The organism is Lysinibacillus sp. GW823-FHT02G10 (assembly GCF_058797135.1).
On record NZ_JBXAJI010000001.1, the window covers coordinates 818149 to 841560 of the forward strand.

Genomic DNA, 23412 nt, shown 5'->3' on the forward strand with positions numbered 1-23412 from the left:
AAGGTGGAGGAACGAGTTGAAGGTCGATTTAACAGGGAAGGTTGTCATAGTTACTGGTGGTAGTAAAGGAATTGGGAAGGGGATTGCTACCGTATTTGCTGAACAGGGTGCTCATGTGGTGATTGCAGCAAGAGGTATGGAAGCTGCCACAGATGTAGCAAATCAATTACAAGCGCAAGGATTCTCCGCTTCTGCTGCCACTGTTGATGTTGAAAACTATGAATCTGTTGAAAGCATGGCTACGGAGGTTGCTAGCTCTTTTGGTTCCATCGATATTTTATGTGCCAATGCTGGTATTTTTCCCTCGATGAAACTAGAGGACATGACGACGGACCATTGGGATCAGGTATTAAATGTCAATGCCAGAGGAACGATGTTTGCTGTCAAAGCTTGCGTGCCCCATTTAAAGAAAGCGAATGCTGGCAGGGTCATTATTACCTCGTCGATAACGGGTCCAGTGACTGGTTATGCTGGATGGACACATTATGCCGCAAGTAAGGCAGCTCAATTAGGGTTTATGCGGACTGCGGCTCTTGAATTAGCACCCTATCATATTACGGTCAATGCCGTGTTACCAGGAAATATCGCAACAGAAGGCTTAGATGGTCTTGGTGACACCTATCTACAGAAGATGGCGAAGGCGATTCCATTTGGCAGCCTTGGTCGTGTGGAGGATATAGCGTATGCTGCATTGTTCCTTAGTAGTAAGGAGGCAGGCTTTATTACGGGTCAATCGATCATTATTGATGGTGGCCAAACATTACCTGAAGATGCAGAGGCATTTTAATAGAAGGAGGGATACGAAATGAATTTAGGCGCATTAGGAATGATTGAAACAAAGGGCTTAGTGGGCTCTATTGAAGCAGCTGATGCAATGGTCAAGGCTGCCAACGTGAATATTGTGGGTAAAGTCCATGTGGGTGGCGGTATTGTCACGGTGCTTGTTCGTGGGGATGTAGGGGCTGTGAAAGCCGCAACAGATGCAGGAGCAGCAGCTGCACAACGTGTTGGAGAGCTATTATCTGTACATGTGATTCCGCGACCACATGCAGAATTGGAAGCGATTTTAAAAATGCAATAATGAGTGAGGTGGCTATATGAATGAACAAGCAATAATAAAAATTGTTAATGATGTCATAGCCGAATTACTACCTAAAAAAGAAGCAGCTCCTACACCCAATGAAATTCCTATAGGTATCTCAGCAAGGCATATTCATTTACAACAAGAGCATGTCGAGCAGCTATTTGGCAAAGGTGCTACGCTGAGTGTAAAAAAAATGTTAGCTCAACCCGGTCAGTTTGCAGCACATGAAACGCTACAGGTGGTGGGACCAAAAGGAATCATCCAAAATGTACGTGTATTAGGTCCTGCTCGCACCTTCACACAAATTGAAATTAGTCATACAGATGCCATTGCCCTAGGAATTCAACCACCTTTGCGTGAATCGGGAGAAATTGCTGGCTCAGCTAGCTGTATACTGGTAGGACCTAGAGGAAGTTTGATTTTACAAGAAGGGGTCATTATCGCACAAGCACATATTCATATGGCACCTGCTGATGCACAGCAGTTAGGGGTTCAGAACGGTCAATACGTCTCCGTTAAGGTGCAAGGGCGACGTCCCATTACCTTTGAGCAAGTGAAAATTCGTGTGGCTGATCACTATCATTTAGAAATGCATATTGATACAGATGAAGCAAACGCAGGCTTCATCCAACAGGGTGAAACGGGTACAATTATAACAGGCAAGATGGCAGGAGAGCCTTACAATAACTTCGTCAGTCCTCCAATTGAAATTAACCACAAGATTATAACGGCAAATGATGTAAGCCGTTATCAAGGTGAGACAGTGATAGTCCCCAAAGAGGCAAGGTTGACGGCACTGGCGAAGGAGGCCGTGGAAAAATTAGAAATTGAACTTCAGTTTCACGAAAAAGGATGAGGATGCATGCGGATAGGAACAGTGGTCGGAAATATCTGGGCAACACGTAAAGAGGAAGGGCTACAGGGATTGAAATTACTCATTATCCAGCCAATAAAGCTGGATGGTCAACTGAGTGATGAACAAATTGTTGCGGCAGATCGTATAGGTGCAGGTGTTGGAGATAACGTCATTTTAACAATGGGCAGTGCTGCTGTACGAAGTTTTTCTACGTCCAGTATTTGTCCAATTGATGCCATTGTTGTGGGCATTATAGATGGCACAGATGAATCGTGAGGTGAGCACAGTGACAGAAGCGATAGGAATGATTGAAACGTATGGCTTGATTGGCTCCATTGAAGCTGCAGACGCCATGCTAAAGGCAGCCAATGTCCAATTAGTGAAACAGGAGCTAGTAGACGGTGGTATCGTAACCATTATTGTCGAGGGAGATGTTGGTGCAGTACAGGCTGCGGTTGATGCTGGTAAAGCGGCAGCAACGCGAACGAGCACGCTACTAAGCGCACATGTAATTCCACGAGCAGCCAATGAAGTATTCACAGCGATTATTGATGAAACACAGCCGATAAAAGTGACGGAGGCAGCAGCCAAAAAAACAAGCACTCGCCAGAAGCCTCAACAAACAAAACTTGTAGAGGATGAGCAGGCAGATAAGTAGTCGATGAATCTATGTCGTTAGGAGGGGGAGGCAAATGAGCTTTAGGCGACCCAAAATCGCCATCATTGGCGCTGGACATACAGGTGCAACCGTAGCGTTAATGGTCGCACAGAAACAGATCGGGGATATTGTGCTTATCGATTTACCAGACTTCGAAAATGCTGCGAAAGGGAAGGCATTAGATATTCTCCAAGCTGGACCAATAGAAAGATTTAACGTACAGGTGACGGCTACTTCAAAGTATCAGGAAATAGCTCATGCTGATATTGTGGTTATCACGGCAGGTATTGCAAGAAAGCCTGGCATGACACGGCAGGATTTAATTCATACAAATGCGGCAATCATCCGCACGGTAAGCGAACAAATCAAACGTTATGCGCCAACTAGCTATATTATCGTCTTAAGTAACCCTGTCGATGCTATGACCTATGTTTGTCTGGAAACAACGGGTTTTCCCAAAAATCGTGTCATGGGACAATCAGGTGTTTTAGATACAGCGCGCTTTAATACCTTTATCGCACAGGCTCTTCAGCTTGCTGTCGAGGATATATCGAGCTTCGTCTTGGGTGGACATGGCGATGAAATGGTGCCACTCGTTCGCTATACGTATGTCGGAGGAATACCATTAGAAAAATTAATGCCACAAGCACAGATTGAGCAATTAGTGGAGCGAACGCGAAAAGGTGGAGGCGAAATTGTCGCCCTACTTGGCAATGGCAGTGCTTATTATGCCCCAGCTGCCGCCATTGTCCAAATGATTGAAGCGATTGTGAAGGATCAACGGAAAGTAATGCCCATCATTACGTATTTACAGGGCGAATATCAAGTAGACAATGCCTGCATTGGTGTCCCTGTTGTTTTAGGGGGAGCTGGTATTGAAAGTGTAATTGAATTGCATTTAAACGAAGAGGAACAGCAAGCATTTAATCATTCGGTTCACCAAGTTTATCAAACATTAGCCTATATCAAATGATGCGAGCGCATGACACCATCTAATAGTGGCATGTATTAGATGGTAGTGTACATAGTTGAGGCACCTTACGATGTTGTAAAGGTGCTTTTTGTTGTGCAAAATTTTCTTTTAATGGAAGATCGTTTTCTGTACAATTAAAAAAGTTACTACTGATGCACAAAGGAGGATACGATGAAACAAGCACTCATCATTATCGATATACAGGAGGCTTTCTTTCTAGATGGCCAGCAAAATCTTTGGAACAGTGAAGCTATTATCAAAAATATTAATGCCTCCATTACATGGGCACGGCGCAACGAAGTACCCGTTATTTTTATTCAGCATACAGACGCAGATGATGTGGATTTTGCATTAGGTCAACCAGGCTGGGAACTGTATCATGGATTACTTAGACAGGCGGAGGATCAAGTGATTCAAAAAACAACGTGGGACGCTTTCTATCAAACGGAGCTTGCAGCTTATTTACAAGCGCATCACATCGACCAATTGATTTTCGCGGGTGCTCAAACAGAGTTTTGTCTTGATACAACAATCCGTAGTGCTTTTAGTCATGGCTACCATCATAATATTTTAATAGAAGATGCACATAGCACCTTAGATAGTAATGTACTGGCAGCACCACAAATTATTCAACATCACGAATCCATTTGGCATAATCGTTTTGTGCGGATTCAGTCAATTGGAGGATTCCAACATGCTGATTGATCAGAAAGAGCTCCAGATAAAAGAGCTATCCTATACAATTCGCTGTGCCCGACGCGAAGATGCCCAAGCCTTATCAGATTTACGCTTGCAATTAGACGGTGAAACGGAAAACTTCGATCGTGAACAGGGCGAGGCATTGATTGATCGAGCAGGCTTTGAGCAGCTTATTCAACAGGATAGCGAAAGCTCAAAAAATTTATGTTTAGTAGCGGTTGTCGGTGATCGGATCGTTGGGTTCTCAAGATGTGAGGGCTCTCCACTCAAAAGGCTTGCCCATAAAGTAACCTTTGGTGTTGGAGTCAGTAAAGAGTTTTGGGGCTATGGCATAGGAAAAGCCTTGCTGCAAGAATCCATTGATTGGGCAGATGCCAATGGTATTCGCAAAATAGCACTAGAAGTGTTAGAAACCAATGAGAAAGCGATACAGCTCTATAAAAAAATGGGCTTTTTAGTGGAAGGCATTCTGAAAAATGATAAATGCCTTGCAGATGGCAGGTTCTATCACACGATCATTATGGGAAGATGGAAGGAATAGCATCGGAGAAGGAATTTAAAACAGCATGACAAATTTTATGTATATCTTTTGTTTGATTGTCTGGGGTCTTAATTTTATTGCAGTCAAAATTCAAGGAACGCCAGTCAGTTTAGAATTATCTTTAACCTATCGTTTAGTCATGACAGCCCTTTTATTTTTCATCCTTGCTTGGTTCTTGAAGCCACAGGGTAAACCACAACAGGGCGATGTACCTTTTATCATCGTTTTTGGCGTTTGTAATTTTGCATTCAGCTATTTAGCGCTGTATTATGCGACGATATGGAGCTCGGCTGCTATTGTCACATTAATTTTTTCATTAAAAGTCATACTAACACCCATCGCCCTACGGATATTTCTCAAGGAGCCATTGCATCGTCGTGTTTTAATTGGCGGTATTTTAGGCGTCATCGGCGTGGGGGTGCTGATTTATCCATCTTTACATAATATGGAGTTAAAAGGAGTGTTAATTGCCTTCGTAGGGACTGTCCTAACAGCCATTGGGGATGCAAGCTCTGCCCGAAATGCCAAGCATCAAATCAACCCGATTTATGCGAATGCCATTGGTTTTGCAGTGGGTAGTGCAGTCATGTGTGCCATTGTTTGGCTACAGGGACAAACAGTCGTAATACCCAAATCCTTTACCTACTTATCGGCGCTCTTGTATTTAACGCTTATTGCATCCTTTTTCGCATGGTTATTTTACTTAAAACTAGTCGAACGAATTGGAGGGGCAAAAAGTGGCTATATGGTTGCATTATTCCCCGTGATTGGTGGTATTGCGTCTGTTGTCATCGGCGAATCAACACTCAGTATTTATTTAATTTTAGGCTGTCTTTTTAGCTGCATTGGAGCTGCGATTGCCTTAGGCTTTAAAATTAAGCCTATTTTACAATGAACGAAAACCCCTTTCCCTTCATAAACTAGAGAAGAACGCTTGAAAAGGGTGAGGGACAAAATGTCATTCGTTCCATTGAATGCAATGGGTATTTTGAGAGAAAAAGATGAGGATCACTGGGACATTGATCGCTGGGAAAATGATGGTGGCAGAAGCCTAGAGGCGTAAGGGAGACAGAAATTTGTCTCCCTTTAAATATTTTTGAAACCTTTTGATCAATTGCTCGTATGATAAGTAGACAAGTTTTCGTTGTCAGCTATAAAAAAGGGAGAAATGATTTTTTTGAACCATTGAACAAAACGATTACTATTCATTATTTACGTGATTGTCATTGCGGATGCGTATTACACAACGCTCTATATTGAACCAAAAACACCGCCGCAACACCAAACCATCAAAGCAACAGCCATCACGGTAGACCAACTACGGTAGCAAGCCTCACAAAAGGAAGCGGACAACCCGTCGTTTGAAGCCTTTTTGCTTCAAGCAATTTCTTCAAAGCGTGGTCCAGGAATTGGTGATGCAAGAAAAATTCGTAGAAGCACGAACTCCAAAGCGTGTCTATTTACACTATCAACAGCTACGTTGCTGACACCCTGTACATTTACAGGGTTTTTTTAATAGGAGGAGCAAAATATGAGTATGGCAACCTATATAGGCTTCAATTTTCCAGTTGAAATACAGGATGACTATACAGAAAATGAAGTTGACATAAATTATTTTTTCTCAGTAAAAGAGAATCGCCAAATTGTACAGGCAAAGCATTTTACAACACCCTATGTATATGAAATCGAAACAAAGGGAGAACCCATTTGGCAAATGCATAACGAAAATAAAGTGTATTCCCCCCATAACTATGAAAAAGCCAAAAGAACTTTTCACCATGTATGTGACTTTCTAAAAAAATTCCTTCCCAAAGGAGATTATTGCGAAATCTACATTTGCTGGATAGGAGAAGAAGGAGAGGAACATGAGAAAAAACTGGCACTGCTGTTAGACCAACTGTCAGTAGATGAGGTAGAAATAGTTGAGAAATGTTTGCTGATGTTGAGAAATTAAAATCTTCATAAAGTAAAAGATTGAAGCAATAAGCCTCAATCTTTTTTCTGTTTGCTAGGAAGCTGATAGCCCTCTAAGTCTGGAATAAATTCTTGTGGGTCAATAGATACATTCACTTCAAGCCTTTCTGGATGAACATAGCTTGTCAGCTCACCATTTTGGTCATATGTTTCACTTTTAACGAGAATCCCAGTATCTTTATCCACCCAAAAACGAAACGCTTCTGTCGTGCCTTTTAAATTTTCACTATTTGTCACCGTTTCATCCATTTTCCCAGCTAATACGATTGTATTATGACCTAACAACGCTTCATTTTGTTTTTCAATCTCCCAATGCTCCATATTTCTTAAATAACTAGCAGCTTTCTCATAAGCGAATAACGACATACTTGAACTTCCAAATGAAGGTCTTTCTCTCAATTTATTATATGAAATAGGCGGATATTTCAAGTCAATACTAAAAGCTTGCTCAGGAGTAACTACGTCTCGTTTTGATTTCTGTTTCGTTTCACTAACTGTATAAACTTTTTGTCCATAAAGTGCTGTATATTTTAACCAGCTCTTTCTGTTGTTATAAAAGTACTCCTGTGTATCGTTCTTGATTCCCGTCGTGTTATCATCTAAAGCGATTATTTTTTCATAGCCTCCAACTTCTTTTTTGGTACTTACTTTATAAGTAACACCCAATGTTCTAGTGGAACCGTCTTGAGAAATTTTATGTTCTTCAAATTTTCCAGCTGCTGAGTGAAAATAATCAATCGAATTTAATAATTTACTCACGACATCCTCTTTCGTCATATCCCCGTAAAATTCTTCTTGGATCGGGGGATGATAAAGAGTAGTTTCCATTATAGGTTCTTGTGAACGGTCTCCCTTATCAACTGGTTGTACTGTCAGCTCCGTGACCATAAAATAGCTAGCTCCTATAAGAAAAAAACCAATGACTGCTATAGGTAACAAATGATTGAAAATGGATTGGAATTGGGGCTGTTTCTTGTAATCTTTTCGAAGCCTCTGCCTTACTTTTTCTTTATGTTTCTCATTAAAATGAATGTCCTGGAATGCCGTGTCATCCAATGCCTTGCCTATATTTTTAAACATATCATTCATTTATCTTGCACCCTTCCATTGATTTTTTGAGCATAAGTCGAGCCCTATGAAGTCGAGACTTAATGGTTTGTAAACGCAAATCTAACAAATCAGCTATTTGGTTATAGGACAGCTCTTCATAATAATAGAAAATAATGAGTTCTCGGTATCTTATTGGTAGAGCAAGGATTTTTTCAGAAAGTAATCGTTTATCCTCCTGTCCGACTAATTCCAACTCAGGGGATTGACTAGTACTCTTAATTTTTGAGAAAAATTCTGTCAGAACAATATTTCTATAAGACCAGCTTTTTAATTTATCTTTACATAGATTGACAGTAATTCGATATAACCATGTTTTATAGGAAGATTCATTCCTGAAATTATCTAAATGCTCATAGCACTTTATAAACACTTCTTGCGCAATATCTTCCGAAAGCTGCTTGTGCTTCATATACGTAAAGGCAAGACGTGCTATGTCATCTCCGTATGCCTTCATCAACCATTCAAGCCTCTCCTCCTTACTACATTCACCGCTAACTTCTATTGATGTTCTCACATGTTCAAGCATCTTCCACACCCTTTCAATTATTAGACGGAGTTGGTGCCATTTGGTTGTAATCAATTTACTATAATAACGAGTGATTTGTAATAGCAGTAAAAGAGAGTATGAGAGATTTTTGTGTTATTATTCAATAGTAAAATGCTAATAAATGGTGAAAAAGGGGAGTAGTATGCATACACAATTCGAATTTACGGTTTTTCCTCAATTGGAAACAGAGCGTTTTATTTTACGAAAAGGGATAATGGATGATGGCCAAGATATTTTGAGACTTTATTCTAATGAAAATGTAGTGAAGTACCTGCCATTACCATTGTTTGCTTCAGTTGAAGATGCTATTGATGAAATCAATTGGTATGAGAAAATTTTTAAAGAACAAAAAGGCTTAAGATGGGTAATCGAGGAAATTCAGACCAACAAGGTGATTGGCACATGTGGCTATTTGAATTATGAAAAAGAGCATAATCGTATAGAAATTGGCTATGATTTAAACCCTGACTATTGGGGGAAGGGTGTGATGCAAGAGGCTTTAAGTTCGATCATCCACTTTGCCTTTACATCCATGGGAATCAATAAAATCGAAGCAAAAATAGAGCCAGAAAACACAGCATCTATCAAACTATTGGAAAAATTAAACTTTTCTCAAGAAGGTCTTTTGAGGCAACATGAATTTGAAAAAGGGAAGTATGTGGATCTCGCTATCTTTTCCCTATTGAAAAGTGAATATTAGGAGGTTAGGAAAGTCGCTCTCATCATGAGGGTGGCTTTTAATTTTGCTATTACTGCGAGATACATAGAGAATCAGCCATGTTAAACGTAACTTTTAAATGGAAAATATTATAAAAATTAACTAGTGTAAGGTATTATTATAATAAATGGCTAACCTTCTAAAGAGGAGTGAGAGAGATGAAGCTCGTAAATGTTGTATTGACAGGACTATTGATAAGTGGATTGTTAATAGGTTGTACCGAGGAAGGAGAAACGAAAGGGGAACAGGTAAAAACAGAAGAAACAACAATCAAACACGTAGCAGCAGTAAACCCTTCGAAAATCTGGAATGATGTATCAACCCCTGAAGGCTTCAATAACTATGAGATTGAACCAACGTTGGAAGCTTGGATTGCCTATCATGCCCAAGATATTAACAAAACAACAGACGTAGACGAATATTATCTAAGGGCAGATCGTCTCACGAAGGAAATGATATATTTTAGGGTTCAAGGGGAAGACCTTCAAAAGGATTTTGAAAATTTAAATGTACTGCAGATTTTGATGGGACATCTGGATTATGTAATATCGGTTGAGAAACAGCAAGGTCTTGATACAGCTGAGTCCTATGGAGAATTAACTAAGTGTTTTACGTATTTCACTGAATTACTTCACGATCTCAACGTAATCATCAATAACGATGGCAAGGGTGAAACATATGGGCTCACACACCAATTAGACGGGAGCAAGGTGGACGAACTCGAAAAACTTCTTTATACAGAGGCCAGAAAGGAGTAAAAGCTCAAAGTGAAATATTTATTAGCAATATTGAAGGGGGAATATTTTTGAATAATAAACAACTAATTCCTACAAATGAAATTAAAGAAGAGTTCGAGGCTATTTTATTAGAACATGCTAGTATTGCGCATTGTGAGATTAATTTAAAAAACGGCACGATCAAAAATGTACAACGTTTAGACACCCGCTATGACGAGTTTGCTTTGGATATTATGAATAATGAATTTTGTTTTAGTCTAAAAGAAAAAAATAACATAAACTTTTATAGAATTAATCTTGAAACATTTAATCAAATACATGCTATCACATTAAATTTAAATAATTATTTTTCTTCTGAAGAAATTAAGGATGAAAGCTATTATTCCAAGTTAATTTACCTTAATCCTCAATATTTGTTGTATTTTATTACGAAAAGAGAAATTAACTATGGACGTCCTTTTTATCAATGTATTTTTTTAGTAAACACTTCAACAGGAGAGATAAAACGATTAAATCCTTTACTTCCAAACGGAGATAATTTACTTAGATTAGATACTTCCAAAAACATCTATCTAAGCAATCACAATCACTTATTACTATTAAAAACTGGGAGAATTAGACCCTTTGAGAAACAAGCAATGTATAATGGAGTAGATATTGAAAGTCCTTATCATGACCACCTTGAATCGATTTACTTAATGGAGGTTTCATCTTTAATTAACCAACAGAATTTTAATAATGCGACATTACTATCTTTATTAAATTATTCAGGTGTTTCTGAAAACTTACGATATGAGAACAATATTCTTTCATACGTAGTATCTGATTTTACGAACAACACTAAAGAGTTAATAAAACATGATTTGTTAGACGGGGATGTTTCAAAATTTCAAGATGACCAATTAATACGAGATTATTTAAATTATGATTTTGAATTATTACCAAACTACTATCATTATATCTCTAAATTATCTAAACAAGATAAAGCTGATACGTTTAATCTAATTGACGATGAATTGTCGTTTAATGTAAAGCTGGATAAAATAAGCTGAGAGAATTTTAACTAGTTATAAGCATCTGTAATGGAGTTATGGATTACATAGGAGGCAGAATAAACCACTCTCCGATGAAGTGACTGCATAGGATAGATACAATTATTTTCATTAGGAAGCTATTTGGCATGGATTCGATAGTCTATCGAGATTCATGTCTTTTAATTTTGCTTTCATCCATGCTAAAGATATTTCTCATAAACAAAAAAGATTGAAGCCCATTAGCCTCAATCTTTTTATGGTCGCTTTCATTATTTTACGTTCGGATAAATCATTGTTGCTGGGTCTACATATTCATCGAACTGTTCTTCTGTAAGTAAGCCACTTGCGATGGCTGCTGCCTTTAAGGTCGTGCCTTCTTTGTGGGCCTGTTTTGCGATTTTTGCTGCGTTTTCATAGCCAATATATGGGTTTAACGCTGTTACAAGCATTAATGAATTTTGTAAATGATGATCGAGTACCTCTTTGTTTGGCTCAATGCCTACTGCACAATGGTCGTTAAATGATTTCATTGTATCCGCTAATAGGCGAGTTGATTGCAAGAAGTTGTAAATGATGACTGGTTTAAAGACGTTTAATTCAAAGTTACCTTGAGAAGCGGCGAAGGCAATCGTTGCGTCATTTCCAACTACTTGTGTGACAACCATTGTCATTGCTTCACTTTGAGTAGGGTTTACTTTACCTGGCATAATGGAAGAGCCTGGTTCGTTTTCTGGGATCGTAATTTCACCAATACCTGAACGAGGGCCACTTGCTAGCCAGCGAACGTCATTGGCAATTTTCATTAAATCAGCCGCTAAAGCCTTTAATGCACCGTGTGCTACAACTGCTTCATCATGACTTGTTAGGGCATGGAATTTATTTGTAGCTGATGTGAATTGTTTGCCTGTTAGCTCACTAATTTCCTCAGCCACACGATCACCAAATTCAGGGTGAGCATTGATTCCTGTACCGACCGCTGTTCCACCAATTGCAAGCTCCTTCATATAGTCAATATTTTGGATAATCATATGCTCTGATTTTGAGAGCATGGCTGCCCAGCCACTAATTTCTTGACCTAATGTGAGAGGTGTCGCGTCCTGTAAATGCGTACGACCAATTTTAATAATGTCTTTAAATTGAGCTGCTTTATCTTCCAAAGTTGCTTTTAGTAAACGTAGTCTTGGTAATAAATAATCTTCCACTTTTAAAACAGCCGCAATATGCAATGCTGTTGGGAATGTATCATTTGAGCTTTGTGATTTATTGACATCATCATTTGGATGAATACGGTCCGCTTCACCAGCATCCTCTAATAGTTGATTCGCACGGTGAGCAATGACTTCATTCACATTCATATTGGATTGTGTACCACTACCAGTTTGCCAAACCACAAGAGGAAATTGATCGTCCCATTGACCATTTAAAATTTCATCTGCAGCCTGCACGATGGCATTTGCTTTAATATCAGAAAGTTTGCCTAGTTTATTATTCGCAATCGCCGCACTTTTCTTTAGGATTGTCATAGCTTGCACAAGCTCGATTGGCATTTGTTCTGTACCAATTTGGAAATTTTCTTTACTGCGCTGTGTTTGCGCGCCCCAAATTTTATTAGCAGGTACTTTAATTTCACCCATAGTGTCTTTTTCAATACGATAATCCATGTCAAAACAGCTCCTTTAGTATGTAAAGTTCTCCTCATGTACAGATAAAAACGGATACTCTTAGTCTGATGTAAGAATATCCGTTTGATACATGCTTATTCAAAAAAGAGGGGGATTCTGAATGAAGCAATTTGGAGAAAGAAATAATCTATTGATAATGATAATTGTTATCAATTAAAAAGTCAACGGTTTTGCTTGAAGAAATTTAAAGTGAATGATTCGCAATCATTACCTATTTTATTCCCGAAAATTAAGGGAATAAACCATGTTTTAGTTGATTATCTCTTTTTCTTTCCAAGCTCTTTAAGAGGCTGCTTTTTAGGGATTTTTTCGAATAATATCTTCACATGAAAATTGTTGTCATCAACTTGAAGTACCTCCAACACCTTTGCCTTGCGCCCTTTAATGCGAATATCTTCATCCACAGTAGGTAGCTTGACGAGCAATTGACTTAAAACGGACGTCTTGTTTTCGTAGTAATGCGTCACAAACATCGCGATTCTCCTTCTGACTTTTGATTGTTACTCAATTTATGAGCGAAAGATAATAGTTAGAACTTTGGAGATGGTGAGCAAAGAATGAATGAAACCGTTCGAAAAGCCGTTAGAGGTGATCATAAAGAGAGGAAACCCGCTCATCGAGTTACTGAAGGTAATCATAAAATGAGAGAGCCAAGCACAGAGGAAAACTAGTAATTAGTTTCCTATAGAAGTTTATAACTTAGTGAGGGGAAAGAGGCGTAGAATCCCATACAATACTTAATAGTCATATTGTGGGTGAATGGAATAAATATATTTTACATTTCCGGTTGGTTAATTATGTTAATATCACGTTATATTAACATGATTAGATAGTAAAGAAAAGGAGGCGAGTAAGTAGAATGACAAATAATATCATTGAACAAGCAAAACGAGGGTTGGAGGGTTTTGCTATTGGGGGTTATCATACTAGCGGAAATTTTAGTAAGTATCGGGAGGATTACTATAAATATTTTGGAGATCCAGATGATGAAACAAGAAAATACGCTATAGCTGCATTTACTTGTATGCTGGGTACTTGGGAAACGGGTTCTCTTCAGATATTTCAGCCCATACAAGAGTGGGAGGAAAATAAAAAATGGAGCTCAAATCCATTAGACCAGAAGCGATTTTATCGTTTAAAAGATTATCTTTATGCACTGTTAGCACATCATGAGCAGATAGAGAAAGAATTCCCCTATATGTATGAAGATATTGTTTTATTTTTAATAAAAATAGAAATAAATCAAGGGATCAGATATGAGGAATGGTTTCCAGAGCATAACCCGAATTTGTTTCAGCGATTAAGAGAAGAAATTTTAATACCTAAACAACATTTGGTAGATAAAAGAAGTCATCGGAAATTCTTATTAAAAGAAATAGGTATTGAACCTTTTTTCGAATCGGATCAATTTAGGTAATGAAAGTAATCCAAAAGTGGATGGAATCGCTCAGAAAGGGTTCCAAGGTAATCGAAAAGAGAGACACCCCGCTTATTAGAGACAATCATTCAGCAAGCCACTGCGAAATAAAATTGCAATGGAAAACACTACTGCATGTTGCAGGGAAATCATTCACTTAATCAGTTAGAGAGGAGGTCAATGTCCACTTTTTTTATAAAAAAATCAAAAATATGACATGATACTACAGGTAGTAATTGCAACTTTCGACATGTTTTTTATTTATTTCTCGGGAAATATCTCATAGCGAGTTGTGAAAATGGTAGGGACTTCGTCAGCTGTTTTAGGCTATTTATGTTGGGCTGGCTTGGGTGGATACATAAAAAGGTAACATTTCAATCAAACAGGTAGGTGGATTACGTTTCAGCTTGAGGGATGTTCGCTATAATAAGAGTAAGGAGGAAATGAAATGTATTTAAAGTCATGTAAGGTGTTACAGGATACGATTCCCAATAAACAGGAGTATCCTTTTAATATTCCAAGCTTGCAGGATTTGCATGAGCTGGAGTTCCCAACGAATGTGACGTTCTTTGTTGGGGAAAATGGTTCGGGGAAATCAACATTACTGGAGGCGATTGCTGATCGTTGCGATTTCAATACGGCTGGTGGTGGTCGTCAAAATTTATATGAAGTACATAAGGCGGAATCTTCATTGGGGGAATATATCCGTTTGTCGTGGCTGCCAAAAATATCGAATGGGTTTTTTCTTCGATCAGAAACATTTTATCAATTTGCCAGTCATATTGATTTGTTAGAGCGCCATCCAAACAAATATGCTGCTTTTGGTGGGAAATCACTACACCATCAATCTCATGGTGAATCCTTTCTTGCGTTATTTATGAATCGTTTTAAGGGTAAAGCCATTTATTTATTGGATGAGCCTGAGGCGGCATTGTCACCAACGAGGCAGCTGAGCTTGCTGAAAATAATCAAGGACCTTGAGCATGAGGCACAATTTATTATTGCTACACACTCACCCATTTTGCTTGGCTATCCGAATGCAACGATTTATAGTTTTGATCAAGGAGAAATTGAATCCATTCGCTATGAGGATACCATTCATTATATTGTGACCAAACGTTTTTTAGATGCACCACAGTCGATATTAAGAGAGTTATTTGATGAGGAGAGGGAATCATGAATCAACGAAAAGGCTTAATCATGCGAGAAATTCGATTGGATGAAATGGCACAGTCCATTGATTTACTGAATTATGTCTTTCAAATGTCAATGTCCATTCACAAGGATCGTCGCTTTGTGAATGCTAAGAGTAGGCAATTTAATGAAGGGCATGCTATCGGGTGGTTTGATGGTTCACAGCTTGTATCGCAAATTTTAAGTTTGCCTTTTGAGGTGAATGTGCATGGCAAGATTTATGAAATGGGTGGCATCACAGCAGTTGGGACATACCCTGAATATTCGGGACATGGCTTAATGGAGAGTTTGATAATTGAAAGTCTGCAAAGTATGCGAAATGAAGGACATTATATATCCTATTTATTTCCATATTCTATCCCTTATTACCGCAAAAAGGGATGGGAAATTATGAGTGATATTGTGGAATTTCAAGTGAAGGATACACAGCTTCCACATTATGCAGGGCTTAATGGGAAAATTCGCCGAGTTGATCCGAAGCATGAGGATGTGGTGGCTATCTACGCACGCTATGCGCAGAAAACGCATGGGGTAATGGTGCGCAATAGTATTGCCTGGAACGAGAAGTTTCAGGAGGATTTCTGGGAGGAGAAATTTATAGATAGTGATGTGAACCTTCAGGCAGCGGTCTACTATGATGAAGAAGATGTGGCACAGGGCTACATGTTCTATCGTATTATGGAGGAAAATTATTACATTGATGAAATCGTCTATTTGCAGGAAGAGGCTCGTAAAGGTTTATGGAATTTCGTCTCGGCTCACAGCTCGATGGTCTACAATGTCTACGGGAAAACAACCGGTAATGAAGCGGTAGCCTTTCTATTAGAGGACAGTGAGATCATTCAAAAGGTATCGCCTTATTTCATGGCAAGAATCGTCGATGTCAAAGAATTTTTACTGCGCTATCCATTTATTGGTCAGAATTTCGAGCTTCAGCTAGCTGTCAGTGATCGCACTGTGGCGTGGAATAATGGCACCTACATCATTAAAATGAAAGATGGAAACCTTTCTGTGCAGAAGGTAAGTGAGACGTTGGACATGAATGCTGTGCATTTAACAGTGCAAACACTGGCTACTATGCTGTTAGGCTACAAACGTCCAACCTATTTAGAACGAATTGAACGATTACAGGGACGTACAGAGGAAATTGCATTGCTCGAGGCGGTTTTACCAGTAGGTATCCCAACATTTATTGATTATTTTTAAGTGGTATGGTAAGAGCCGTAACGTTGAAGGTTATGGCTGCCACGCCTCTTTTAACAGCTCGATGCCCAGCTTGATTTCTTCCAACGCTAATTTACTAAAGCCTAATTGCAGCATTGGTTCCTCATTTTTTTGATGGATAAAAAAGGGGCTTGTCGGATAAACCTTCACACCGTAAGTCGCCGCCTGTTGGATCAGCTGCTGCTCAGAAAGTGGAGACTTTATCTTCACTAATACATAGAGTCCTGATTGCTCACCTAACACGGTTATTTGCTGACCAAAATGTCGTTGTAGCTCCTGTACAAGGTGCTGCATTTTTTGTTTATAGGTCAAACGCATTCGTTTAATATGGCGTGTCCATTCCCCCTGCGCCATAAATTGGGCCATTGTGCGTTGATGGAGGGACGAAGCATTTTGTTCAAAATGAGCAAAACGCTCTTTATAGGGCTGAACAAGTGCATTTGGTAGCACCATATAGCTTAAACGCACACCTGGTAAAAACGATTTAGAGAAGGTGCCGAGATAGATTACCCTTGATGAGTCGATGGAAGCAAGGGCAGGAAATGGCTGTTGCGTATAGCGAAACTCTCCATCATAATCATCCTCTAGAATATAACCATCGACTTGTTGAGCCCATTGTATTAAGGTCTGTCGCTGCTGAATAGACATGGACACACCGTATGGGAAATGATGTGACGGGGTGACATACATTAAGCGTGATTGACAGTTTTGGAGTATGTCAAGTTGAGCTCCTGTTTCCATTACAGGTAGTGGCTCTATTTCGAAGTGATGTAACTGGAAGGCTTCCCGTGCACCATCATAGCCAGGGTCTTCCAAAAGAATGCTTGGGAAAGATTCTTTTAGTAAAAATCCAAGATACAAGAGCATTTGCTGTGTGCTACTACCAATAACGATATTGTCGCTCGTTGTATAAACCCCTCTTGCTTGCAGTAAATATTGCACAAGCTGCTCCTTTAGCACTGATTCTCCAAACAGTTCTCCATATTCGTAACAGGTTGATTCCTGTAATACTTGATTGGCAATTTGGCGCCATGTTTTCATGGGAAAATGTTGCTGATCGACAGCCCCAGCGCGAAAATCTACAAGATAGGATGCAGCCTTCTTTTTTGGCTGTGTCATAGGGGACTGTTCCTGCTCCTTTAGAAAAACCTGCTCTAGTGCATTGACGAAATAGCCTTTTCGTCCCTCCCCACGTATATATCCTTCTGCTACAAGCTGTTCATAAGCGGTTAATGTAGTATTACGACTGACCTGTAAAGTATCTGCAAGTTTTCGTATAGAGGGCAGGGAATCATCTGTTTGAAGTGAACCTTGCATAATAAGTGCTTTAATTTGCTGGTACACTTGCTTATATTTTGCCTCTTTTTCTGTTAATAGAAAGATAAAATCGTCCATCAGGCACCACCTTGACATGTTAAAATGTTTGGAACTGTTTCTTTTGAAATGTCAGATTATTTACTACCATCATACTAGAAGGACAATCAAAAGGAAATGGAGATTAAAATATGAAAATTTGTATGGTGACACAGCAAACGATGGGAGACGTAGTCCCATTATTTAATGCCTATCGTGAATTTTATGGACAATCATCTGATTTACAGCAAGCTGAGCAGTTTATACAGGAGCGAGTAATGGGAGCAGAGTCTATTATTTTCCTGGCATATTTGGAGGAGGAGCCAGTTGGATTTGCACAATTGTTTCCAGTCTTTTCATCCGTAGCTATGAAACGAGCGTTTCTCTTAAATGATTTATTTGTGGCGAAACAAGCCAGAAAACAAGGTGTAGCACAGGCGTTGATGGAGCAATGCTATAGCTATTGTCAGCAGGAAGATGCGCGTTACATGATGCTAGAAACTGCCAGAGATAATGTCCAAGCACAGAAGCTCTATGAAAAAATGGGCATGACGATTGATGACACTGTTTATTATTACAGTATTTATTGGTGATTTTTTTCGATGTGATGGATGTTGGTGGAGAGCCCGCTCAATACCACTATAAATCTAAGTTTCAGCCCCCACCATTGATTGTGACTATGGTGGGGGCATTGTGGTTATGCGTGGCTCATCCATCCTGCGAAGAGACCTGAGGAGAAAAAGCGGGTAATGTTTTGAAAGCCCGCTTCACTTAATAGCTGTTGGATTTCTTGATCGGAGAGGAAGGAAATATTCATGATGCCCTTGCCCATGCTATCTACCTTTTCTTTTGTATAGCCGGCCTCTAAAAAGTAGCTTTGCCATATTTTGATGCGATCTTGTAGCTCGTCACTTTCTCGTTCTCCGTAGGCACAAGCGAGGACAAAGGGCTTTCCAGGTTTTAATTGCTTGTGAATATTTTGCAGTAGATGGAGTTTCTCCTGTCGATCTTCAATAAAATGAAGAACTAGGATACAGCTTGCCGCATCGAATTTCGGTGTTGATTGGGGTAAGCGCTCAATTGTTCCTTGTAGTAGCTGAACGCGACTTTCAATATCCAGTTGCACGGCTTTATGTTGTGCAATTTGGAGCATTTCCTCAGATGGATCAACCCCAGTGAACATCCATTTAGGGTTTGTTGGTCCCCATGCAGAAAGCTCGTTGCCCCCACCAGCTCCTACAACAAGCAGGGATGCTTCTTGTTCTCCTAAATGCATGCGGAAATAGGCTTGTGTCACGGCAAATAATGTGTCATAGGCAGGCACTGAAATTCTTGTGCTGTGCTCATATGTTTGTGCCTTTTCTAATAAATGTGTAGGTAATGTACGCATTGTGATAGCCTCCAGTGTTTTATCATATCTATTACAGACCTTTAATATCTGTAATAGAGTATAAATGAAAATAACTGAAAAGACAAAGGAGAAGCCCTTTGACATCGTTTTTTTATTGTAAAACATTTAATAATTAACAATAAAGATAAAAAATTTAATGTTTATCATTAAATAACTATTGAAAAAAATGGCACTTTCTTCTATGCTTGTAGTAAACAGGAGGGGAAATAAGATGATGAATAGTTTAATCAGTGCCATTTTGCAAGTGATGTTATTTTCAGTGATTCCGTTTATTTGGTGGCTTTGTACAGCGAGAAAAAAACAGCTCTTTTTAACGTGGATAGGATTGCAAAAGCCTATTATTGTGCACAAGGGAAGGTATGCTATGTACATTGTACTTTCTACTTTCACGATGTTAATACCGAGCTTTGCGCTAGTCTTTTTCTATATTGATCGCTCCTTGCTAGCGGCGAATCAATTCGCGGGACTTGGAGCTGCTGCCGTCATTCCAGCACTTTTCTACGCTATTATTCAAACAGGTTTATCAGAGGAGCTATTATTTCGCGGCTTTTTATTAAAGAGATTGATGAAGATTTTTGATTTTCAAGTAGCAAATCTCTTGCAAAGTATTGTTTTTGGCTGTGTTCATGGGGCCATGCTATGGTCGGTGCTTCCGCTTCATGTAATCTTATTAGTTGTGCTTACTACAGCGCTTGCTGGCTATGTGATGGGCTGGGTGAACGAACGAATTGCTGGAGGTTCCATTGTCACTAGCTGGAGTATCCATAGTATCGTAAATTTCATAGCGGCGTGCTTGTATATGTTTAAATTTTGACTTATTTGCATTTCTTTGCTGTCACTTGCATAATAGGGCAGAGAAGATTTTTTCGTGAAGGGACGTGCAAGCATGACAGAGTGGCCTAAGGGAGTAGCAAAACCAGCAATTCGCGCATTACATGCAGCGGGCTATACAGAATTGAAGCAGCTAGAAAGAGTTGAGCTTTCTACATTAGCTCATCTTCATGGAATGGGTCCAAAAGCTTTAGCAGCGATTGAGGCGGCACTAAAGGAAAGTAGGGAACTTCGTGAATAAGCTGACATTGTTTTTACTGGCGATGGTTGTCTATTATATCCTCGTTGTAGTCGTTATTAGCAAGCTGTTTATTATTCCTATTATGAAAGTGATGGCTCTTATCTTTTTTATAGGGGCAGGCTATATCTTTTCTCGTAAAATGCGTAGGAAATTACAGTAGGAGGTAATATGAAAATTGTTAAATTAACATTCTTTTATTTAGCTATTATTTTATTGGCATTGACGCTGTCCTTAGCGGGTGTTCGTCTATCCATCTCTCTTGGGATATTTGCATTAATTGCGGTAGGGATGATTTATCGCCATATACATATTTTATACCGCACAAACAATATGGAGCAGGTGGATAAATGGGTTAAAAATCACCGAAAAGAGCCTATATTTGCTGCTCTCTATGCATCAGCTTACGGGACAAAAGAGGAACAGATTCAGGCAATCGATGTCATCATCCATCATTATAAGCAGCCAGCCATTAAGTACAATTACCTCTTTATTAAGGCCATTATGGAGGAGAATCTTGGTGCTGCTAAAGTAGCCGCAAGACAAATTGATAAGGAGCCTTTAACTAGCTATGCACTATGCTATATTGCTGCGCTGGAAGGTCGAGCGGCCGATATGAGAAGTGATAAACTAACACAGCCGTGGATGCAACTTGCAATTGAAGCGGTCTATGCCTGTACAATAAAGGATCAGGCTAATTTCCGCCAATTCGCGGATGCCAGCATCCAACAAGCACGTGGCATACAGAAATACGGTTTAATACATAATTTTAAGCAAATGGAAGATGAATTGGTAAAGGCATAATGGAAGGGCTACTTGATAACAGTATCAGGTAGCCTGATTTTGTGTCAGAAATCATAAATTAATTCAATGAGGTGAAAATGTTTGTCTAAAATGGATCAAATGATGCAGATTTTATGGATGTTGAATTCAGGTAGGAAAATTACCGCGAAAGAAATCGCTGAAAAATTAGAGATTAATATCAGATCCGTTTACCGCTATATTAACTCACTTTCTGCCAGCGGTGTGCCGATTATAGCTGAAACAGGTCATCATGGAGGATATACCCTGTTGAATAATTTTATTAAAAGTCCTCTTATTTTTGATGTTGATGAGAAAGCGGCATTACTTCATGCTTCTATTTTTGCAAAAGAAGCTGGCTATTTTTTAGATGAGGCATTAAACAGTGCAACAGCAAAGCTTACAATGTATTCAAATCAAGAGCAAGAAAAAATGATTCAACAGCATTTACAAGGTTTCGAGATAATCGGTCCAGATGAATCCTCCTTGGAGCCACTGTTAAAAAAATTAGAAGAGAGTATAGTAAAGAGAACATCTATAGAAATGGAATACCATACTAATAATGAAGAGCAATCTAAGTCTAGGGTGGTTAATCCATATGGTTTGGTTTATTGGAAACAAAACTGGTATGTCGTTGCATTTTGTCATGTAAGAAATGAAATCCGTACTTTTAAAGTAGGCCGAATTAGTAGTCTGCATCAAACGGGCATTCCCTTCCAACGACCACAATCTTTCTCTGCCAGTGATTTTTTTATGAAAAGCCTTTTTCCCCAAGCCCAACATAAAAAGAACCTTGTGCCCTTCATCATTTGTGGAAAGACAAGTGCTGTGGATGCAATCAGTCAGCATTGGTTTTTAAAGTATCACCTCCAAGAACGCACCAATAAGAACGCAATATTTTTAGTAGATGAGGAAGCATTACATACATATGTACCCTATTTACTTTTTCCCTATGGAAAATCAATCCAAGTAGTAGAACCCATAAATCTAAAGCAAAAGATAATTGACGTTCTATATGAGCTCATCCATTTTTATGAAAATGAAAACTTTACTGACGGAGAATGTCAGTAAAGTTTTTTTATACTAAGCATAGTTTCAATAAAAGGAGTGTTTATTATGCAGACAAGAAAAGTGTATCTTTATGTATTTGATACGATGGCAGATTGGGAGATAGGGTATTTAATGGCCGAATTAAATACAGGTAGATATTTTAAAAAGGGGTTAGAGCCTTTAGAGGTGATGACAGTAGGGATTGATAGAAGTCCAGTTACGACGATGGGTGGCATCACCATACTTCCAACAATGGCCGTTGCTGAATGTCACTTGAATAGCATGGATGTCTTGATTCTCCCAGGAGGCAATACATGGCTAGAATCTATTCATGAGCCTGTATTGAATAAAGTCTCAAAAGCGTTGAATGAAGATGTTTTCGTAGCTGCAATTTGTGGTGCAACGTTTAGTCTTGCAAAGGTTGGTTTGCTTGATACAAGACAACATACGAGCAACGATCTCGAATACTTGAAGATGCTTTGTCCACATTATATTGGGGATGAACATTTTAAACAGAAGCCAGCCGTAACTGAAGGGAATTTAGTAACGGCATCTGGCATTGCACCGTTGGATTTTGCCTACCATGTTTTGAGGCTGCTCGATGTTTTTACACCTGAAACATTACATGCTTGGTATAAGCTTTATGAGACGCAGGAGAAAAAATATTTTTATGAATTAATGACATCCATTGAATAATAATTAGTCTAAGAAGAGCATGTTCATTGTTAAAACATGCTCTCTTTTTTTACATTAACTTTTTTTAGCCAACAAAATGCCTCGCACAATCCCTATCATGAAGATGCCAAATAACAGCAGTAAAAATAAGTAAGCATGCCATTGTTGTAAAATACGTTCACGACCTAGAGCTACCGTCAGGTCATTGAATAGGGAGTAGGTAAAATACAATAGAATACTATTTTTGACGAGACAAAACGTAAGGATGCCATTTTGTCGCTGTTTATGGGAGAGCGGTGCTTTATTTTTACGCATCACAGGATAAGCTGCCTTTATCTCTAAATAGTGTAAGAGTAGAAAGAGCATAAGAGCGACAAAGGGTAAATAAAAAATAGCAATTTTCGGACCGAATTGGGCATGGTCACTCGTGAAGCTTTGCAAGACAGGAATCATGGCAGGGAGCTTGCCGTATTGAATGAGTGTCGCTGTAATGCCGGCTAGAAAAATAATCACCACAATAACCGTTAACTGGTGACAAAAGCGTGGTGTAGGTGTTTTTTGTTGTATATGCATCCTTGCTCCTCATTTCCATCATCATTGATAAT

Annotated in this window: 30 protein-coding genes; 23 read left to right on the forward strand and 7 right to left on the reverse strand. The window is 39.1% G+C overall.

Going from position 1 to position 23412, the window contains the following annotated elements:
- Positions 1-16: 16 nt before the first annotated feature.
- The 10 genes from fabG (at position 17) to AC1RFD_RS04120 (ending at position 6765) form a co-directional block, all read left to right on the forward strand.
- Positions 17-787, forward strand: a complete 771-nt coding sequence (gene fabG, locus AC1RFD_RS04075; protein WP_016995121.1) for a 3-oxoacyl-ACP reductase FabG — start codon at positions 17-19, stop codon at positions 785-787.
- Between the two features lie 18 nt (positions 788-805).
- Entirely contained in the window at positions 806-1081 is a 276-nt protein-coding gene (locus tag AC1RFD_RS04080) for a BMC domain-containing protein (RefSeq protein ID WP_048390439.1), read from the forward strand.
- Between the two features lie 16 nt (positions 1082-1097).
- Complete coding sequence (gene pduL / locus AC1RFD_RS04085; RefSeq protein WP_492474527.1) at positions 1098-1940, forward strand: phosphate propanoyltransferase; 843 nt, start codon at positions 1098-1100, stop codon at positions 1938-1940.
- A gap of 6 nt (positions 1941-1946) precedes the next feature.
- Positions 1947-2216 carry a EutN/CcmL family microcompartment protein gene (locus AC1RFD_RS04090; protein WP_016995124.1) on the forward strand — a complete coding sequence of 90 codons (270 nt, stop codon included), beginning with the start codon at positions 1947-1949 and terminating at the stop codon, positions 2214-2216.
- Positions 2206-2598 carry a BMC domain-containing protein gene (locus AC1RFD_RS04095; RefSeq protein WP_492474871.1) on the forward strand — a complete coding sequence of 131 codons (393 nt, stop codon included), beginning with the start codon at positions 2206-2208 and terminating at the stop codon, positions 2596-2598. Before AC1RFD_RS04090 ends, AC1RFD_RS04095 begins: the two co-directional genes overlap by 11 nt.
- A gap of 34 nt (positions 2599-2632) precedes the next feature.
- On the forward strand, positions 2633-3571 hold the full coding sequence (mdh, locus tag AC1RFD_RS04100; RefSeq protein ID WP_048390446.1) for a malate dehydrogenase: 939 nt from the start codon (positions 2633-2635) through the stop codon (positions 3569-3571).
- A 171-nt stretch (positions 3572-3742) separates the two neighbouring features.
- Positions 3743-4276 (forward strand): cysteine hydrolase family protein, encoded by a 534-nt coding sequence (locus AC1RFD_RS04105; RefSeq protein ID WP_103117891.1) that lies wholly within the window; start codon positions 3743-3745, stop codon positions 4274-4276.
- Entirely contained in the window at positions 4266-4811 is a 546-nt protein-coding gene (locus AC1RFD_RS04110; RefSeq protein WP_054550933.1) for a GNAT family N-acetyltransferase, read from the forward strand. Before AC1RFD_RS04105 ends, AC1RFD_RS04110 begins: the two co-directional genes overlap by 11 nt.
- A gap of 25 nt (positions 4812-4836) precedes the next feature.
- Entirely contained in the window at positions 4837-5706 is an 870-nt protein-coding gene (locus AC1RFD_RS04115) for a DMT family transporter (protein WP_492474528.1), read from the forward strand.
- 636 nt (positions 5707-6342) lie between these two features.
- Positions 6343-6765 carry a hypothetical protein gene (locus tag AC1RFD_RS04120; RefSeq protein ID WP_131519882.1) on the forward strand — a complete coding sequence of 141 codons (423 nt, stop codon included), beginning with the start codon at positions 6343-6345 and terminating at the stop codon, positions 6763-6765.
- A 35-nt stretch (positions 6766-6800) separates the two neighbouring features.
- Here AC1RFD_RS04120 and AC1RFD_RS04125 read toward each other — a convergent pair whose 3' ends face one another.
- A complete protein-coding gene (locus AC1RFD_RS04125; protein WP_054550935.1) occupies positions 6801-7874 on the reverse strand; it encodes a hypothetical protein in 1074 nt (357 codons plus the stop codon).
- Positions 7867-8421, reverse strand: coding sequence for a sigma-70 family RNA polymerase sigma factor (locus tag AC1RFD_RS04130; protein WP_054550936.1), 555 nt, complete (start codon positions 8419-8421; stop codon positions 7867-7869). The genes AC1RFD_RS04125 and AC1RFD_RS04130 overlap by 8 nt, the downstream gene beginning before the upstream one ends.
- A gap of 163 nt (positions 8422-8584) precedes the next feature.
- Here AC1RFD_RS04130 and AC1RFD_RS04135 point away from each other — a divergent pair, with 163 nt between their 5' ends.
- The 3 genes from AC1RFD_RS04135 (at position 8585) to AC1RFD_RS04145 (ending at position 10949) form a co-directional block, all read left to right on the forward strand.
- Positions 8585-9142, forward strand: coding sequence for a GNAT family N-acetyltransferase (locus AC1RFD_RS04135; protein ID WP_048390456.1), 558 nt, complete (start codon positions 8585-8587; stop codon positions 9140-9142).
- A 176-nt stretch (positions 9143-9318) separates the two neighbouring features.
- Positions 9319-9918, forward strand: coding sequence for a hypothetical protein (locus tag AC1RFD_RS04140; RefSeq protein WP_054550937.1), 600 nt, complete (start codon positions 9319-9321; stop codon positions 9916-9918).
- Between the two features lie 47 nt (positions 9919-9965).
- Entirely contained in the window at positions 9966-10949 is a 984-nt protein-coding gene (locus tag AC1RFD_RS04145; RefSeq protein ID WP_492474529.1) for a hypothetical protein, read from the forward strand.
- Positions 10950-11200: 251 nt separating this feature from the next.
- Here AC1RFD_RS04145 and fumC read toward each other — a convergent pair whose 3' ends face one another.
- Together fumC and AC1RFD_RS04155 are read right to left on the reverse strand one after the other, a co-directional pair.
- On the reverse strand, positions 11201-12592 hold the full coding sequence (gene fumC / locus AC1RFD_RS04150; RefSeq protein ID WP_054550938.1) for a class II fumarate hydratase: 1392 nt from the start codon (positions 12590-12592) through the stop codon (positions 11201-11203).
- A 278-nt stretch (positions 12593-12870) separates the two neighbouring features.
- Positions 12871-13086: a hypothetical protein gene (locus AC1RFD_RS04155; protein WP_259948915.1), complete on the reverse strand. Its 216-nt coding sequence runs from the start codon at positions 13084-13086 to the stop codon at positions 12871-12873.
- A gap of 386 nt (positions 13087-13472) precedes the next feature.
- Between AC1RFD_RS04155 and AC1RFD_RS04160 the strand changes: the two genes are divergently transcribed.
- The 3 genes from AC1RFD_RS04160 (at position 13473) to AC1RFD_RS04170 (ending at position 16430) form a co-directional block, all read left to right on the forward strand.
- Positions 13473-14030, forward strand: coding sequence for a hypothetical protein (locus AC1RFD_RS04160; RefSeq protein ID WP_288580523.1), 558 nt, complete (start codon positions 13473-13475; stop codon positions 14028-14030).
- Positions 14031-14478: 448 nt separating this feature from the next.
- Entirely contained in the window at positions 14479-15210 is a 732-nt protein-coding gene (locus tag AC1RFD_RS04165; protein WP_048390527.1) for an AAA family ATPase, read from the forward strand.
- Positions 15207-16430, forward strand: a complete 1224-nt coding sequence (locus AC1RFD_RS04170) for a GNAT family N-acetyltransferase (protein ID WP_259419067.1) — start codon at positions 15207-15209, stop codon at positions 16428-16430. Before AC1RFD_RS04165 ends, AC1RFD_RS04170 begins: the two co-directional genes overlap by 4 nt.
- 30 nt (positions 16431-16460) lie before the next feature.
- Here the strand turns inward: AC1RFD_RS04170 and pdxR are convergent, their stop codons facing one another.
- Entirely contained in the window at positions 16461-17843 is a 1383-nt protein-coding gene (pdxR, locus tag AC1RFD_RS04175; RefSeq protein ID WP_259419066.1) for a MocR-like pyridoxine biosynthesis transcription factor PdxR, read from the reverse strand.
- 110 nt (positions 17844-17953) lie between these two features.
- Here pdxR and AC1RFD_RS04180 point away from each other — a divergent pair, with 110 nt between their 5' ends.
- Positions 17954-18394, forward strand: coding sequence for a GNAT family N-acetyltransferase (locus AC1RFD_RS04180; RefSeq protein WP_257961249.1), 441 nt, complete (start codon positions 17954-17956; stop codon positions 18392-18394).
- Positions 18395-18498: 104 nt separating this feature from the next.
- Here the strand turns inward: AC1RFD_RS04180 and AC1RFD_RS04185 are convergent, their stop codons facing one another.
- The gene (locus tag AC1RFD_RS04185; protein ID WP_066037488.1) at positions 18499-19191 is read right to left on the reverse strand and encodes a class I SAM-dependent methyltransferase; all 693 of its coding nucleotides are present in this window, start codon (positions 19189-19191) and stop codon (positions 18499-18501) included.
- A gap of 232 nt (positions 19192-19423) precedes the next feature.
- Here AC1RFD_RS04185 and AC1RFD_RS04190 point away from each other — a divergent pair, with 232 nt between their 5' ends.
- The 6 genes from AC1RFD_RS04190 to AC1RFD_RS04215 all read left to right on the forward strand — a co-directional run bounded on the left by AC1RFD_RS04190 (position 19424) and on the right by AC1RFD_RS04215 (position 22828).
- A complete protein-coding gene (locus AC1RFD_RS04190; protein ID WP_054550943.1) occupies positions 19424-20026 on the forward strand; it encodes a CPBP family intramembrane glutamic endopeptidase in 603 nt (200 codons plus the stop codon).
- A 72-nt stretch (positions 20027-20098) separates the two neighbouring features.
- Positions 20099-20284, forward strand: a complete 186-nt coding sequence (locus tag AC1RFD_RS04195) for a helix-hairpin-helix domain-containing protein (protein ID WP_048390683.1) — start codon at positions 20099-20101, stop codon at positions 20282-20284.
- Complete coding sequence (locus AC1RFD_RS04200) at positions 20277-20444, forward strand: hypothetical protein (protein WP_016993359.1); 168 nt, start codon at positions 20277-20279, stop codon at positions 20442-20444. The genes AC1RFD_RS04195 and AC1RFD_RS04200 overlap by 8 nt, the downstream gene beginning before the upstream one ends.
- An 8-nt stretch (positions 20445-20452) precedes the next feature.
- Positions 20453-21085 (forward strand): hypothetical protein, encoded by a 633-nt coding sequence (locus AC1RFD_RS04205; protein WP_259419064.1) that lies wholly within the window; start codon positions 20453-20455, stop codon positions 21083-21085.
- 81 nt (positions 21086-21166) lie between these two features.
- Entirely contained in the window at positions 21167-22153 is a 987-nt protein-coding gene (locus tag AC1RFD_RS04210) for a helix-turn-helix transcriptional regulator (RefSeq protein ID WP_492474530.1), read from the forward strand.
- A gap of 45 nt (positions 22154-22198) precedes the next feature.
- A complete protein-coding gene (locus AC1RFD_RS04215; RefSeq protein WP_492474531.1) occupies positions 22199-22828 on the forward strand; it encodes a type 1 glutamine amidotransferase family protein in 630 nt (209 codons plus the stop codon).
- 54 nt (positions 22829-22882) lie between these two features.
- Here the strand turns inward: AC1RFD_RS04215 and AC1RFD_RS04220 are convergent, their stop codons facing one another.
- Positions 22883-23380, reverse strand: coding sequence for a DUF1648 domain-containing protein (locus AC1RFD_RS04220; RefSeq protein ID WP_492474532.1), 498 nt, complete (start codon positions 23378-23380; stop codon positions 22883-22885).
- Positions 23381-23412: the final 32 nt, after the last annotated feature.

Excerpts from the sequence above, each read along its gene's own strand:
- pdxR (WP_259419066.1), bottom strand. The coding sequence starts at position 17,843 with ATGGACGATTTTATCTTTCTATTAACAGAAAAAGAGGCAAAATATAAG.
- AC1RFD_RS04165 (WP_048390527.1), top strand. The coding sequence starts at position 14,479 with ATGTATTTAAAGTCATGTAAGGTGTTACAGGATACGATTCCCAATAAA.
- AC1RFD_RS04170 (WP_259419067.1), top strand. The coding sequence starts at position 15,207 with ATGAATCAACGAAAAGGCTTAATCATGCGAGAAATTCGATTGGATGAA.
- AC1RFD_RS04105 (WP_103117891.1), top strand. The coding sequence starts at position 3,743 with ATGAAACAAGCACTCATCATTATCGATATACAGGAGGCTTTCTTTCTA.
- AC1RFD_RS04120 (WP_131519882.1), top strand. The coding sequence starts at position 6,343 with ATGAGTATGGCAACCTATATAGGCTTCAATTTTCCAGTTGAAATACAG.
- AC1RFD_RS04215 (WP_492474531.1), top strand. The coding sequence starts at position 22,199 with ATGCAGACAAGAAAAGTGTATCTTTATGTATTTGATACGATGGCAGAT.
- fumC (WP_054550938.1), bottom strand. The coding sequence starts at position 12,592 with ATGGATTATCGTATTGAAAAAGACACTATGGGTGAAATTAAAGTACCT.
- AC1RFD_RS04090 (WP_016995124.1), top strand. The coding sequence starts at position 1,947 with ATGCGGATAGGAACAGTGGTCGGAAATATCTGGGCAACACGTAAAGAG.
- AC1RFD_RS04140 (WP_054550937.1), top strand. The coding sequence starts at position 9,319 with ATGAAGCTCGTAAATGTTGTATTGACAGGACTATTGATAAGTGGATTG.
- AC1RFD_RS04180 (WP_257961249.1), top strand. The coding sequence starts at position 17,954 with ATGAAAATTTGTATGGTGACACAGCAAACGATGGGAGACGTAGTCCCA.
- mdh (WP_048390446.1), top strand. The coding sequence starts at position 2,633 with ATGAGCTTTAGGCGACCCAAAATCGCCATCATTGGCGCTGGACATACA.
- AC1RFD_RS04125 (WP_054550935.1), bottom strand. The coding sequence starts at position 7,874 with ATGAATGATATGTTTAAAAATATAGGCAAGGCATTGGATGACACGGCA.
- AC1RFD_RS04195 (WP_048390683.1), top strand. The coding sequence starts at position 20,099 with ATGACAGAGTGGCCTAAGGGAGTAGCAAAACCAGCAATTCGCGCATTA.
- AC1RFD_RS04185 (WP_066037488.1), bottom strand. The coding sequence starts at position 19,191 with ATGCGTACATTACCTACACATTTATTAGAAAAGGCACAAACATATGAG.
- AC1RFD_RS04135 (WP_048390456.1), top strand. The coding sequence starts at position 8,585 with ATGCATACACAATTCGAATTTACGGTTTTTCCTCAATTGGAAACAGAG.
- AC1RFD_RS04220 (WP_492474532.1), bottom strand. The coding sequence starts at position 23,380 with ATGCATATACAACAAAAAACACCTACACCACGCTTTTGTCACCAGTTA.
- AC1RFD_RS04130 (WP_054550936.1), bottom strand. The coding sequence starts at position 8,421 with ATGCTTGAACATGTGAGAACATCAATAGAAGTTAGCGGTGAATGTAGT.
- AC1RFD_RS04115 (WP_492474528.1), top strand. The coding sequence starts at position 4,837 with ATGACAAATTTTATGTATATCTTTTGTTTGATTGTCTGGGGTCTTAAT.
- AC1RFD_RS04190 (WP_054550943.1), top strand. The coding sequence starts at position 19,424 with ATGATGAATAGTTTAATCAGTGCCATTTTGCAAGTGATGTTATTTTCA.
- AC1RFD_RS04110 (WP_054550933.1), top strand. The coding sequence starts at position 4,266 with ATGCTGATTGATCAGAAAGAGCTCCAGATAAAAGAGCTATCCTATACA.
- AC1RFD_RS04155 (WP_259948915.1), bottom strand. The coding sequence starts at position 13,086 with ATGTTTGTGACGCATTACTACGAAAACAAGACGTCCGTTTTAAGTCAA.
- AC1RFD_RS04095 (WP_492474871.1), top strand. The coding sequence starts at position 2,206 with ATGAATCGTGAGGTGAGCACAGTGACAGAAGCGATAGGAATGATTGAA.
- AC1RFD_RS04205 (WP_259419064.1), top strand. The coding sequence starts at position 20,453 with ATGAAAATTGTTAAATTAACATTCTTTTATTTAGCTATTATTTTATTG.
- AC1RFD_RS04080 (WP_048390439.1), top strand. The coding sequence starts at position 806 with ATGAATTTAGGCGCATTAGGAATGATTGAAACAAAGGGCTTAGTGGGC.
- AC1RFD_RS04160 (WP_288580523.1), top strand. The coding sequence starts at position 13,473 with ATGACAAATAATATCATTGAACAAGCAAAACGAGGGTTGGAGGGTTTT.
- pduL (WP_492474527.1), top strand. The coding sequence starts at position 1,098 with ATGAATGAACAAGCAATAATAAAAATTGTTAATGATGTCATAGCCGAA.